This is a genomic window from Sphaerotilus sp., from assembly GCF_034519685.1.
Taxonomy (GTDB): domain Bacteria; phylum Pseudomonadota; class Gammaproteobacteria; order Burkholderiales; family Burkholderiaceae_C; genus Sphaerotilus.
This window is the reverse complement of sequence record NZ_JAXHOF010000003.1, coordinates 1481140-1493957: the sequence shown is the minus strand read 5'-3', so window position 1 is coordinate 1493957 and position 12818 is coordinate 1481140. Positions and strand designations below refer to the sequence as shown.

The following is a 12818-nucleotide window of genomic DNA, read 5'->3' as shown; positions in this document are numbered from 1 at the left end:
GGGTCATTGCCAGGAGCCGATGTCCGCGTCCTTGCCTTCGCCACCGGCCTGGCCATCCGCACCGTAGCTGAACACGTCGATCGGGCCCTTCACACCGGGGTTGGCGAACTGGTAGGGGCGGCCCCAGGGGTCGTTGGGCAGCTTGTCGAGCGTGGGTTTCCAGTTGGGCGGGATCGGGCCGGTGGCCGGCTTGGCGACCAGCGCCTGCAGGCCCTGCTCGCTGGTCGGATAGCGCTGGTTGTCGAGGCGGTACCGCTTGAGGGCCTCCATCAGGCTGTTGACATCGGTGCGCGCGGCGGTGACCTTGGCCTCGTCGACGCGGTCGAGCACACTGGGCACGACCAGGGACGCCAGCACGCCGATGATCACCAGCACCACCATCAGCTCGATCAGGGTGAAGCCGCGCTGTGCGGCGTGTCGCAAGGATTTCATGAATGTGGGGTCCGAAGTGCACTGAGAGCAGCGGGGCCGTCGATCATAATCCGCCCCCATGGCAGCACGATGGACAGCATGGTTGGTGTGGGCCGCTCTGGCGGGAAGTCTCGTGTTCTGGGGCTTGCGCCTGTTCGCGCGCCCCGGCGCAGTACCGCCCCAGGTGCAGACGGTGGCGATCGACCAGGCGGTCCGGGGGGATGTGCTGCGCCTGCTGGGTGCCGTGGCCCCGGTCGGCGAGGTGGCGCCGCCGCCGGCTGCCGCCGCACGCTTCAAGCTGGTCGGCGCCGTGGCCTCGACCGGGGCTGGCGCGAGCTGGGCGGTGCTGTCGGTGGATGACCAGCCGCCGCGTGTCGTGCGGCTGGGGGCGCCGGTCGATGGCCAGTGGGTGCTGCAGGGTGTGACGGCCAAGGGCGTCAGCCTCGGCCCGGCCGGCGCGGCGAGCCAGCTCACGCTGGACCTCCCCCAATTGCCGCCGCCGGCCACGGGCATCTTGCCCGGGGTTGCCATGCCGGGGGTCTCGCCGCCCATGCAGGGGCAGATGCCGTCCCCGATGCAACCGCCGATGCAACCGCCCCAGATGCCGCCGCTCCAGCAGGATCCGTCCGCTGACCAGGCTGGCACCGTCACCGGCGGCATGGGCGACCCGAACCAGGCCCGCTGAAACACCGCCCTCGCCCTCCCCATCTGCACCACGCCAGGCCTCACGGCATCCGGATGTATTCGTGGCCGAGGTCCTCACCCGGGGTGGTCTGCTCCGGCTCGGTGCTGGGGGGCAGAGGCTCCACCGGATCGACGACATCCGTCAGCAAGGCGGCCGCGGCCCGCACCAGGGGCCAGCTCAGGGCGATGCCAGTGCCGTCCAGGCTTTCCAGACCGAGCGCCAGCAGCGCCGTGCTCTCGAAGCCGGCCAGTGCGGTGTCGAGGCCGTGGTGGTCGGTGCTGCGGCAGAACAGGCAGTAGTCGATCACCGGGCCCGCGATGTGGGTGGCGATGAGCAGCGCCGCGCAGGCGGGCAGGCCGTCGACCAGGATCAGGCTGCGCTGCTCGGCCGCCTTGAGCATCGCACCGACCATCATCGCCATCTCGAATCCGCCGAAGGTGGCCAGCGCCTGGACCGGATCCTCGATCGGGCCGTGCCGGTTCAGCGCGGTCTGCAGCACCGACATCGTGTGCTCCAGCTCCTCGCGGTCCATCTGCGGCCCAGCGTGGACCAGGTCGAGCAGTGGACGCCCGGTGACCCGCGCGATGACGAGTGCCGCCGACTCGCGTGACCCGACGCCCAGCCCTGCGCAGCCCAGCACATTGCCCGGCAGTGCCTGCGCGATCTCCATGCCGGCGCGGATGGCGGAATTCACCTGATCGAGCGACATCGCCGCGGTCAGCCTGCAGTTGCGCGTGCCGTGGGCGATCTTGCGCGACAGCACGCCCGGCCCGATCGGCAGCGGCGTGGCCAGGCCGCAATCGACCACGCTGACACTCAGGCCTTGCTGGTGTGCGAAGAGTGGCAGCGGCACGCGGTTGTCCAGCACGGCCTGGACCTGCGAGGTGGTGCTGGTGTGCTGGGGCGGGTTCAGGTCGACGGCGATGCCGTGGTCCCCGACGAAGAGCAGCAGCTGCGGCTGTCGCAGGCGCGGACGCAGTTGCTGCTGCAGCAGCCCGATCCGCATCGCCAGCGGCAGCAGCTCGCCCAGGTGGCCTGCCGCGCTGACCCGGCGCCGCAGCTTGAATTGCAGCGCCTCCTGCAGGGCAGGGTGGGCCGTCGACGGGATCAGGGGCGTGGAGTCAGGGCGCATGGCCGCAGATTGTGCGCGTGCGGCTGGCGGCGGCCGATGCCGTCCCGCGCGGATTCAGTGAAATCCGGCGCAGTTCGGTGGAGATGGCCTTCAGCGCAGGAACAGCCGGTAGACCGGGTTGTCCGTCTCCTCGACACAGGGGTAGGCCAGCGTGTCGAGGAAGCGCTGGAACGCTGCTTCGTCTGCGCCCGGAACCTGGATGCCGACGAGGATGCGGCCGTAGTCGGCGCCCTGGTTGCGGTAGTGGAACAGGCTGATGTTCCAGTCCGGGTGCATGCTCGACAGGAAACGCATCAGTGCGCCCGGCCGCTCCGGGAATTCGAAGCGGAACAGGCGCTCGTTCACCGCCAGATCCGAGCGTCCGCCGACGAGGTGGCGCAGGTGGGCCTTGGCCAGTTCGTCATGGGTCAGGTCCAGGGCGGCAAAGCCCTGCGTGGCGAACAGCGCGCCGATCTGCGCCGACTCGCCGCGGGTGGTCGTGCTCAGTCCGACAAAGATGTGGGCCTTGCGCTCGTCGCTGATGCGGTAGTTGAACTCGGTGACGCTGCGCGGGCCGATCAGCTCGCAGAAACGCTTGAACGAGCCACGCTCCTCGGGGATCGTCACCGCGAACAGCGCCTCGCGCTCCTCGCCCACATCGGCCCGCTCGGCGACGAAGCGCAGGCGGTCGAAGTTGATGTTGGCGCCGCAGGTGATGGCGACGAAGGTCTTGCCGGTGCAGCCTTCCCGGGCAACGTACTGCTTGGCTGCCGCGACCGACAGCGCGCCCGAGGGCTCCAGCACCGAGCGGGTGTCCTGGAACACGTCCTTCATCGCTGCACAGACCGCGTCGGTGTCCACCACGATGAACTCGTCCACCAGTTCGCGGGCGACGCGGAAGGTTTCCTCGCCGACGTACTTCACTGCAGTGCCGTCGGCGAAGAGGCCGACATCGTGGAGCCGAACCCGGTGGCCGGCGCGCACCGACTGCAGCATCGCGTCGGAATCGACCGTCTGCACCCCGATGACCTTGATCTCCGGCCGCACGGCTTTCAGGTAGGCCGCCACACCCGAGATCAGCCCGCCGCCGCCGATGGCGACGAACACGGCATCGATCGGTCCCTGGTGCTGGCGCAGGATCTCCATGCCGATGGTGCCCTGGCCGGCGATGACGTGGGGGTCGTCGAAGGGGTGGACGAAGGTGAGGCCTTCGATTTCCGCCAGCTGCATGGCGTGGTCATGGGCGTCGTTGTAGCTCTCGCCGATCAGCGCCACCTCGCCGCCGAGTGCCCGCACTGCGTCGACCTTCACCTGCGGCGTCGTCTCGGGCATCACGATGACGGCGCGGCAGCCCAGGCGCTTGCTGCTCAGCGCGACGCCCTGTGCGTGGTTGCCGGCAGAGGCGCAGATCACGCCGCGGGCGAGCTGCTCGGCCGTCAGGTGCGCCATCTTGTTGTAGGCGCCACGCAGCTTGAAGCTGAACACGGGCTGGTTGTCCTCGCGCTTCAGCAGGATCTGATTGCCCAGGCGCGCCGAGAGACTGCGTGCGGGATCCAGTTCGGTCTCGCGTGCCACGTCATAGACCTTGGCCGTGAGGATGCGTTGGAGGTAGCTGGTCAGCAGGGTCTGGCGCTCGGAGGGCATCATGGAACTCGCAGTCACGGAACTCGGTGACGAAAAAAAGCCCGAGGTTTTCACCTCGGGCTCAATCCACCTTTGGAGGAGGGTGGAGGAGACAACCGTTGCTTGAGAGTGCCTTTTCTTGGAAAAGTTCTAGGGGGCACTCCCAATTGCTTGTTGGAAAGTGTACCAAAGCGATTGCTGCGTTGCAACGAAGGTGCAGGGCTCAATGCAGTGTCAGCAAGTCACAATCCCGGCTTGTTCTTCTGATTTCGACACGTCATGGACTGCACGATCAACTGGATGCCGGCTTCCGGCATGGCGTTTTCGGCCGAAACCGGCAGCGGCCACCTGCTGATGATGGATGGCGCACCCGAAGGTGGTGGCCGCAACCTGGCTCCCCGGCCGATGGAGACCTTGCTCGCCGGAGCGGGGGCCTGCACGGCCTACGACGTGGTGCTGATCCTGCAGCGTGGCCGCCACAAGGTGCAGGGCTGCCAGGTCAAGGTCCATGCCGATCGGGCGGAGACCGAGCCCAAGGTGTTCACCCGCATCGTGATGCAGTTCGTCGTGAGCGGTGCGAAGCTGCCCGAGCCGGCGGTGCGCCGCGCGGTGCAGATGTCGTACGACAAATACTGCTCCGCCACGGCGATGCTGGCCAAGACGGCCGAGATCGAGCTGCAGGTCGAGGTGGTCGACACGACCGTCTGAGCCTGGTCCGGGCCGGTCACCCTGGCCGGGAACCGAGTTTCAGATCCGGTGGGCCGTGGTCGTCATGACCTTGGCCGCCGAGCGCATCAGCCAGCGCACCGGCAGCGGCGGACGCACGCCACCGGCCTGCTGCGCTGCTTCGGCATGCCGGATCTCGTCATCCCGCATCTGGGTGACGATGGCCCTGGAGGTGGTGTCGTTGGCTGGCAGGCGAGCGAGGTGGCTGTCGAGGTGCTCTTCCACCTGGCGCTCGGTCTCGATGACAAAACCGAGGCTGGTCCGGTCCCCCATCCGCGCAGCCACGGTGCCGATGGCAAAAGCGCCTGCATACCAGAGCGGATTGAGCAGCGAAGGCCGGGCGCCCAGTTCGCGCAGCCGTTGTTCCGTCCACGCCAGATGGTCGGTTTCCTCTTCCGAGGCGGCGATCAGATGCGCGCGCAGCTGGTGGTCGCGGGTGGACAGGGCCTGTGCGGTGTAGAGCGCCTGGGCGCACACCTCGCCGACATGGTCCACGCGAATCAAGGCGCCTGACAGGCGCTGCTCGGCCTCATCCAGCGCAGGCGGCGGATCCCCGGCAGCGGAAGATGGGCGCGGTGTGGGTCGCTGGGCGTGGTGGTGCCCCCAGAGGGTGCGCAGACTCTGGTCTGCCACGCACAGCAGGCGGTCAATCGGCGTGAGCGTTCTCATGGGGGGAGAGTTTAGGCTTCTGCGCATGGGCCGCTGGCCGCGTCAGATCAACCTTGCGTGGTCGCTGTTGTCGGGTGATTGCGGTCGATGTGTCATATTGGACCTCGGATTCCGCGCCTTGTTGCACCCTGACAACGCGAATGTGCCTATTCACGAAGTCCCGCTTGGCAAGCGTCGAACCCGTCTGGTGCAATAGTGCCAGCTTCCGCTGAGGAGGTAGGCCTGTCCGGGCAGTGTCGTGAGACGACACCCCGCGCTGCAGGACCCTCTAGTTCAACCTAGGAGATATTTGCATGAAGAAGTCTCTGCTCGCTCTCGCCGTTCTGGGCGCATTCGCTGGTGCCGCTTCGGCTCAATCGTCGGTCACGCTGTACGGCAAGGTTGACCTGGGCGTCGGCAAGGCCGCTGGCACCACTGACAAGGCCGTCATGGACGGTTCGGGCAGCCGTGTCGGCGTGCGTGGCGTGGAAGACCTGGGCGGTGGCATGCGTGCGCTGTTCGGTTTCGAACACCGCTTCAGCCCTGACACTGGCGCCCAAGCTGGCGCCGTGATGTGGAATGGCTACTCGACCGTTGGTCTGGGCGGCGCGTTCGGCACCGTGAACCTGGGTCGCCAGTACACGGCAGCCTTCATCCTGGCACAGAACGCCTTCGACCCGTTCGGTGGTGACACCGTCGGTGGCCTGCGCGGTGCTTCGCTGACCGGCACGGTTGCCCGCATCCGCACCCAGAACTCGCTGCGCTACGACGGCACCTTCGGTGGTCTGAAGGTCGCTGCCGACATCGCCGAACTCGAAGCCGGCGGTGTTGACCGTCCGTACTCGGTCGCCGTGCAGTACGCTGCCGGCCCGCTGCTGGCTGCGGTTGGCTATGACAACCCGACCGGTGCCAACGACAACCTGCTGACCGCTGGTGTCGGCTACACCTTCGGCCCGGCGCGCCTGACCGCTGCCATTGGCGCCGGTGACACCAACGCCAACGCCAAGATCAAGCAAGCCCTGCTGGGTGCTTCGGTCAACGTCGGCGCCGGCCGAGTGCTGCTCGGCTACGCTCAGCAAAAGCTGGGTACCGCTGCGACCACCAAGAAGTCGTCGATCGGCTATCGCCACAACCTGTCGAAGCGTACCCAGCTGTACACCGACATCAGCCGCGTCAACACCGGCACGGAAAAGAACGCCTACGACTTCGGCGTCCTGCACACGTTCTGATCCCGGCACCTGCGCAAGCAGGTGTCTTGATCTCGCGTCAAAGAGCCACCTTCGGGTGGCTTTTTTCATGGAGGCCGGCATGAACCGGATCTTTCCCATCGCTGCGGTGGCCGCGGTGGCATTGCTGTGCGGCTGTGCCACCGTCTCCGCGCCAGATCCCGTGACGGCACCGGGTGAAACCTGGTCCGTGCAGCGCCTGCCCGGCAAGCGCATCACCGAATACACGCCTGCCGTGCGCGCCGGCCACCGCTGCACGCAGGCCCGTGCCAACCGCTCCGCCAGCCTGTGGCGCCGCGGCATGCGGCTGGAGCCTGCCGCGTGGCGCAGCCTGCAGTTCTCCTGGTGGGTCGATTCGCTCAGCCCGGAGGCGACCGTGGCGGAGATCGACCGCGACGACGCCTCCGCCCGTCTGGTACTGGCCTTCGATGGCGACACCGCGCGCCTGTCACCGCGCAACCAGATGCTGTTCGAGCTGGCCCACACCCTCACGGGCGAAGTGCCGCCCTATGCCACGCTGATGTACGTCTGGGATGCTTCAGCCCCGGTCGGTACCATCATCACCAACGGCCGCTCGGACCGCATCCGCAAGATCGTCGTCGAATCCGGTCCCGAGCGGCTGCGCCACTGGCGGCACTACGAGCGCGATGCACAGGCCGACTTCCTCGCCGCCTTCGGGGAGGCGCCCGGTGCCCTCATCGGACTGGCCTACATGACCGACGCCGACAACACCCAGGCCCAGGTCGAAGCCTGCTACGGTCCGGCCACCTTGCGCTGAAAAAAGTCCATCGCGTTTTTCGCGGGATTCCATTGCTTGCAATTCGGTGACTGCGCTGGCACCCTGCGCCGATGACCGTTTTCCTGCTCCGCCGACTGGCCCAGGGTGTGCTGGTGATGCTGTCCGTGGCCCTGATCGCCTTCATGCTGTTCCGCTATGTGGGCGATCCGGTCGTCTCGATGGTGGGGCAGGACGCGACACCCGAGCAGCGCGCCCAGCTCCGTGCCGACCTGGGTCTGGACAGCCCCGTGCCCGTCCAGTTCGCCCGTTTTGTCGCCCAGGCGGTGCAGGGCGAGTTCGGCCTGAGCCTGCGCCAGGGCCGCAAGGTCTCGTCCCTGATCCTGGAGCGCTTGCCCGCCACGCTGGAGCTGGCGCTGGCCGCTGCCGTGCTGGCCTTGCTGATCGGGATTCCGATGGGGGTGTTTGCTGCGCTGCGCCGTGGGCGCTGGTCGGCGCAGGCACTGATGTTGCTGTCGCTGCTGGGCGTGTCGCTGCCGACTTTCCTGATCGGCATCCTGCTCATCCTCGTGTTCGCGGTCTGGCTGAACTGGCTGCCAAGTTTCGGCCGGGGGGATGTGGTGTCGCTCGGCGCCTGGCAGACCGGCCTGCTGACCGCGGACGGCTGGCGCCACCTGCTGCTGCCCGCGCTCACGCTGTCGATTTTCCAGCTCACGCTGATCCTGCGGCTCGTCCGGGCCGAGATGCTGGAAGTGTTGCGCACCGACTACATCCGCTTCGCCCGTGCCCGGGGCCTGAGCGACCGGGTGGTGCACTTCCGCCACGCCCTGCGCAACACCCTCGTGCCGGTCATCACCATCACCGGTCTCCAGCTCGGCTCGCTGATCGCGTTCGCGATCATCACCGAGACCGTGTTCCAGTGGCCCGGCATGGGCCTGCTGTTCATCCAGGCCGTGCAGTTCGCGGACATTCCGGTGATGGCGGCCTATCTCTGCCTGATCGCGCTGATCTTCGTGCTGATCAACATGGTGGTGGATCTCTTGTATGTGACGGTCGATCCGCGGCTGCGGGTGGCGACGACGCCGACCGGGCGTTGAGTCGATGCTGCGGTGACCGGTTTCCTGTTCCTGGCGTTCCCTGCTTGCACGACAAAGGAGTCTTCCATGACGAAGCCCAGACTTGCCTCCCTGACCTGCGCCCTGTTGTTCACCCTGGCGCCGCTGGCCCAGGCCGTGACGCTCAGGGTGGCCAACCAGGGCGATGCGGTGTCGATGGACCCTCATTCGCTCAACGAATCGCTGCAGCTGGCCTTCACCGGCAATGTCTACGAGCCGCTGGTGGCCCGCGACAAGAAGCTCGGCCTCGTGCCCGGTCTGGCCACCGGGTGGAAGCAGACCTCGCCGACGGTCTGGCGCTTCGACCTGCGCCCGGGGGTGAAATTCCATGACGGTGCGCCGTTCACCGCCGACGATGTGGTGTTCAGCTTCCAGCGGGTCGCGGGCGATGGCTCCGACATGAAGAGCTACACCTCCAGCATCAAGGCGGTGCGCAAGGTCAGCGACCTGGTGGTCGAGATCGAGACGCTGACCCCGTTCCCGATCCTGCCCGACGTGCTGACGCTGGTCTACATGATGAACCGCGCCTGGTGCGAGACGAACAAGGCCGTGACGCCGGTCGACCGCCGCAAGGGCATCGAGAACCTGGCGTCGTTCAAGGCCAACGGCACGGGCCCGTTTCGTGTGAAGGAGCGCCAGCCGGGCGCGCGCACCGTGCTGACGCGGCATTTTGCGTACTGGGACAAGGTGGAGAGCAATGTCGACGAGGTCGTCTTCACCCCCATCGGCAACGACGCCACCCGGGTCGCTGCGCTGCTGTCGGGCGAGATCGACGTCGTGGAGCCGGTGCCGCTGCAGGATGTGGCGCGGTTGAACAGCAACCCGGCACTCCGGGTGATGCAGGGCCCCGAGCTGCGCACCATCTTCCTCGGCATGGACCAGAAGCGCGACGAACTGCTGTTCTCTAGCGTGAAGGGCAAGAATCCGTTCAAGGATGTGCGGGTGCGCCAGGCCTTCTACCAGGCCATCGACATCGAGGCCATCCGCAGCCGTGTCATGCGCGGTGCGGCGGCTCCGACGGCGCTGATGGTCGGCCCGGGCATCCGGGGCTTCGTGCCGGAGATGAACAAGCGTCTGCCCTACGACCCCGAAGCGTCGAAGAAGCTGCTCGCCGACGCCGGCTACCCGTCCGGCTTCGAGGTGACGATGAACTGCCCGAACGACCGCTATGTCAACGACGGCGAGATCTGCCAGGCGGTGGCGTCGGGGCTGGCCAAGGTGGGCGTGAAGATCAACCTGCAGGCCGAGAGCAAGGCCACCTATTTCCAGAAGATCCTCAGCCGCAACACCAGCTTCTACCTGCTGGGCTGGACACCAGGCACCTACGACGCGCACAACCCGCTGACCTCGCTGATGGCCACGCCCAGCGACAAGGGCCAGGGCCAGTTCAACCTCGGCAGCTACAGCAACCCGAAGGTGGACGAGCTGACCTTGAAGATCCAGAGCGAGACGGACCAGGGCAAGCGCAACGCGATGATCGCCGAGGCGTTCAAGATCCACGCCGATGACGTCGGCCATCTGCCGCTGCACCAGCAGGCGCTGGCCTGGGGCATGAAGAAGACGGTGACGCTGACACAGCTGGCCGACAACATGATGTTCTTCAAATGGGTGACCGTGAAGCCATGACGGTGGCGACGACGGCGGCGCGCGGTGGCTGGCGCGACAGCGAGGTCTGGCACAGCTTCACGGGTTCGCCGGCGGCGATGGGGGCTGCGCTCGTGTTCGTGGTGTGCCTGATCGCCGCGTTCGGTGCGCCGTGGATCGCGCCGCACAACCCCTTCGACCTCGCCAGCCTCGACCTGATGTCGTCCCGCCTGCCGCCTGCGTGGTCGCCGGAGGGCCAGCGGCAATACCCACTTGGTACCGACGACCAGGGCCGCGACATCCTCTCCGCGGTGATGTACGGCGCGCGCATCTCGCTGCTGGTGGGGTTGGCGTCGGTGCTGCTGTCGCTGGTGGTCGGCGTCGGGCTGGGGCTGCTGGCGGGGTTTGTCGGCGGGCGCACGGACGCGCTCATCATGCGTGTGTGCGACGTGATGCTGTCGTTTCCGTCGATCCTGGTGGCGTTGCTGATCGACGGTGTCGGCAAGGCGCTGTGGCCGAACGCGCACGACCTGCTGGCGTTCTCGGTGCTGGTGCTGGCGATCTCGCTGACCGGCTGGGTGCAGTACGCCCGCACGGTGCGTGGCTCGACGATGGTCGAGCGGCAGAAGGACTATGTGCAGGCGGCGCGGGTCATCGGCGTCACGCCGCTGCGGATCATGCGCCGGCATGTGCTGCCGAACGTGCTCGGGCCGGTGCTGGTGCTGGCCACGGTGCAGGTGGCCACCGCCATCATCACCGAGGCGACGCTGTCCTTCCTCGGCGTCGGCGTGCCGCCGACCTCACCGAGCCTGGGCACGCTGATCCGCACCGGCAACGACTTCCTGTTCTCCGGCGAGTGGTGGATCACGGTGTTTCCGGGGGCGATGCTGGTGCTGATCGCACTGAGCGTGAACCTGCTGGGCGACTGGCTGCGCGATGTTCTCAATCCCCGCCTGCGATGACGACTCCTTTGCTTGAAGTGGACCACCTGCGGGTGGAATTCGCGCACCGCCACGGCGCGCTGCGGGCACTAGATGATGTGTCCTTCAGCCTCGCCGCGGGCGAGATCCTCGGTGTGGTCGGCGAGTCCGGCGCGGGCAAGTCGCTGACTGGCGCGGCCATCATCGGCCTGCTCGACCCGCCCGGCCGCATCGCGGGTGGCGAGATCCGGCTCGACGGCCGCCGAATCGACCATCTGCCGCCTGACGAGATGCGCAAGGTGCGCGGTCGGCAGATCGGCATGGTCTTTCAAGACCCGCTGACCTCGCTGAACCCGCTGTTCACGGTCGGCCAGCAGCTCATGGAAACCATCCAGACGCATCTCGGCCTTGACCGCCAGGCGGCCCGAAAGCGTGCGGTGCAACTGCTGGCCGACACCGGCATTCCGGCGCCCGAGCAGCGGCTGGAGCACTACCCGCACCAGTTCTCCGGCGGCATGCGCCAGCGGGTCGTGATCGCGCTGGCGCTGGCCGCCGAGCCGCGGCTGGTCATCGCCGACGAGCCGACGACGGCGCTCGACGTGTCGATCCAGGCACAGATCATTGCGCTGCTCCAGCGCGTCTGCCGCGAGCGCGGCGCGGCGGTGATGCTCATCACGCACGACATGGGCGTGATCGCCGAGACTTGCGACCGGGTGGCGGTGATGTACGCCGGGCGGATCGCCGAGATCGGGCCGGTGGGCGCGCTGATCCACCGGCCGGCGCATCCGTACAGCATCGGCCTGATGGGCGCGATCCCGTCGATGGACGAGGACCGCGAGCGCTTGCTGCAGATCGACGGCGCGATGCCGCGGCTGAACGCGATGCCGACGGGGTGTGCCTTCCATCCGCGCTGCGAACGTGTAGTCGACCGCTGCCGCACCGAACGGCCCGAGCTGATGTCGACCGGCGGCGAGACCCGCGCCGCCTGCTGGCGTGTCGTGCCCGGGGCGTCGGCCGAGGGGGACGCATGACGGCGCCGCTGGTGCAGGTCCGTGACCTGACGAAGACCTTCGATGTCTCGGCGCCGTGGCTGAACCGGGTGATCGAACGCCGGCCGCGGCAGTGGGTCCACGCGGTCGATGGCATCGGCTTCGAGATCGCGAAGGGACAGACGCTGGCGCTGGTGGGCGAGTCGGGCTGCGGCAAGAGCACGGTGGCGCGGCTGCTGGTCGGGCTGCACGCGCCGACCCGTGGCGAGGTACGGATCGATGGTCAGCCACTGCACGCGACACTGGCCACGCCGCAGGGGCAGGCGCTGCGGCGTCGGCTGCAGATGATTTTCCAAGACCCGTATGCGAGCCTGAACCCGCGCTGGACGGTGGCGGACATCGTCGGCGAGCCGCTGCTGGAGCACGGGCTGCTGACCGACCGGGCCGCGCTGCGCGACCGGGCGGCCGAGCTGCTGACGCAGGTGGGATTGGCTGGGGCCGACCTGGACCGCTTTCCGCACCAGTTCTCGGGCGGCCAGCGCCAGCGCGTCTCGATCGCGCGGGCACTGGCGACCAGCCCCGAGTTCCTGGTGTGCGACGAGCCGACGTCGGCGCTGGACGTGTCGGTGCAGGCGCAGGTGCTCAACCTGATGAAGGATCTGCAGCGCGAGCGCGGGCTGACCTACCTCTTCATCTCGCACAACCTCGCGGTGGTGCGCCATGTGAGTGACATGGTCGGCGTGATGTACCTCGGGCGGCTGGTCGAGGTGGCGGACAAGCGCACGCTGTTCGCCCGGCCGCGCCATCCGTACACACGGATGCTGCTGGACGCGATTCCCGACATCCGCATGAGCGGCCGGGCGCGCACGCCGGTGCAAGGCGAGGTGCCCGATGCGCTGAACCCGCCGGCGGGGTGTGCGTTCAACCCGCGCTGTCCGCATGCCAATGCGCGCTGTCGGGCGGAGCGGCCTGCGCTGGCCGAGGTGGACGGCGTGCGCGTGGCGTGTCACGCGGTGGAAGAGCGGCGGATCTGAGTTCTCCGAT

13 protein-coding genes are annotated in these 12818 nt (G+C 67.8%); 9 read left to right on the top strand and 4 right to left on the bottom strand.

The genetic code is table 11. The annotated features are described in order from the left end of the window. Positions 1–3: 3 nt before the first annotated feature. On the bottom strand, positions 4–432 hold the full coding sequence (gspG, locus tag U5O44_RS10640; protein WP_322588394.1) for a type II secretion system major pseudopilin GspG: 429 nt from the start codon (positions 430–432) through the stop codon (positions 4–6). A 112-nt stretch (positions 433–544) separates the two neighbouring features. On the opposite strand from gspG, the gene U5O44_RS10635 reads away from it, so the two are divergent. Then, positions 545–1096: a hypothetical protein gene (locus U5O44_RS10635; RefSeq protein ID WP_322588393.1), complete on the top strand. Its 552-nt coding sequence runs from the start codon at positions 545–547 to the stop codon at positions 1094–1096. 40 nt (positions 1097–1136) lie between these two features. On the opposite strand, the gene U5O44_RS10630 is transcribed toward U5O44_RS10635, so the two are convergent. Beyond that, the gene (locus U5O44_RS10630; protein ID WP_322588392.1) at positions 1137–2228 is read right to left on the bottom strand and encodes a nicotinate-nucleotide--dimethylbenzimidazole phosphoribosyltransferase; all 1092 of its coding nucleotides are present in this window, start codon (positions 2226–2228) and stop codon (positions 1137–1139) included. Between the two features lie 90 nt (positions 2229–2318). Beyond that, a complete protein-coding gene (gene ilvA, locus U5O44_RS10625) occupies positions 2319–3851 on the bottom strand; it encodes a threonine ammonia-lyase, biosynthetic (RefSeq protein ID WP_322588391.1) in 1533 nt (510 codons plus the stop codon). Between the two features lie 258 nt (positions 3852–4109). On the opposite strand from ilvA, the gene U5O44_RS10620 reads away from it, so the two are divergent. Next, positions 4110–4538, top strand: a complete 429-nt coding sequence (locus U5O44_RS10620; RefSeq protein ID WP_322588390.1) for an OsmC family protein — start codon at positions 4110–4112, stop codon at positions 4536–4538. A 39-nt stretch (positions 4539–4577) separates the two neighbouring features. On the opposite strand, the gene coq7 is transcribed toward U5O44_RS10620, so the two are convergent. Continuing rightward, positions 4578–5225: a 2-polyprenyl-3-methyl-6-methoxy-1,4-benzoquinone monooxygenase gene (gene coq7, locus U5O44_RS10615; RefSeq protein ID WP_322588389.1), complete on the bottom strand. Its 648-nt coding sequence runs from the start codon at positions 5223–5225 to the stop codon at positions 4578–4580. Between the two features lie 293 nt (positions 5226–5518). Here coq7 and U5O44_RS10610 point away from each other — a divergent pair, with 293 nt between their 5' ends. From U5O44_RS10610 to U5O44_RS10580, 7 genes are all read left to right on the top strand, one after another. Further along, positions 5519–6433, top strand: a complete 915-nt coding sequence (locus U5O44_RS10610) for a porin (protein ID WP_322588388.1) — start codon at positions 5519–5521, stop codon at positions 6431–6433. 79 nt (positions 6434–6512) lie between these two features. Then, positions 6513–7208 carry a DUF3047 domain-containing protein gene (locus U5O44_RS10605; RefSeq protein ID WP_322588387.1) on the top strand — a complete coding sequence of 232 codons (696 nt, stop codon included), beginning with the start codon at positions 6513–6515 and terminating at the stop codon, positions 7206–7208. A 71-nt stretch (positions 7209–7279) separates the two neighbouring features. Beyond that, positions 7280–8263, top strand: coding sequence for an ABC transporter permease (locus U5O44_RS10600; protein WP_322588386.1), 984 nt, complete (start codon positions 7280–7282; stop codon positions 8261–8263). Positions 8264–8329: 66 nt separating this feature from the next. Next, on the top strand, positions 8330–9907 hold the full coding sequence (locus U5O44_RS10595; RefSeq protein WP_322588385.1) for an ABC transporter substrate-binding protein: 1578 nt from the start codon (positions 8330–8332) through the stop codon (positions 9905–9907). Between the two features lie 2 nt (positions 9908–9909). Beyond that, positions 9910–10827, top strand: coding sequence for an ABC transporter permease (locus tag U5O44_RS10590; protein WP_322588511.1), 918 nt, complete (start codon positions 9910–9912; stop codon positions 10825–10827). After that, positions 10824–11816, top strand: coding sequence for an ABC transporter ATP-binding protein (locus tag U5O44_RS10585; protein ID WP_322588384.1), 993 nt, complete (start codon positions 10824–10826; stop codon positions 11814–11816). The genes U5O44_RS10590 and U5O44_RS10585 overlap by 4 nt, the downstream gene beginning before the upstream one ends. Then, on the top strand, positions 11813–12808 hold the full coding sequence (locus tag U5O44_RS10580; protein WP_322588383.1) for an ABC transporter ATP-binding protein: 996 nt from the start codon (positions 11813–11815) through the stop codon (positions 12806–12808). The genes U5O44_RS10585 and U5O44_RS10580 overlap by 4 nt, the downstream gene beginning before the upstream one ends. Positions 12809–12818: the final 10 nt, after the last annotated feature.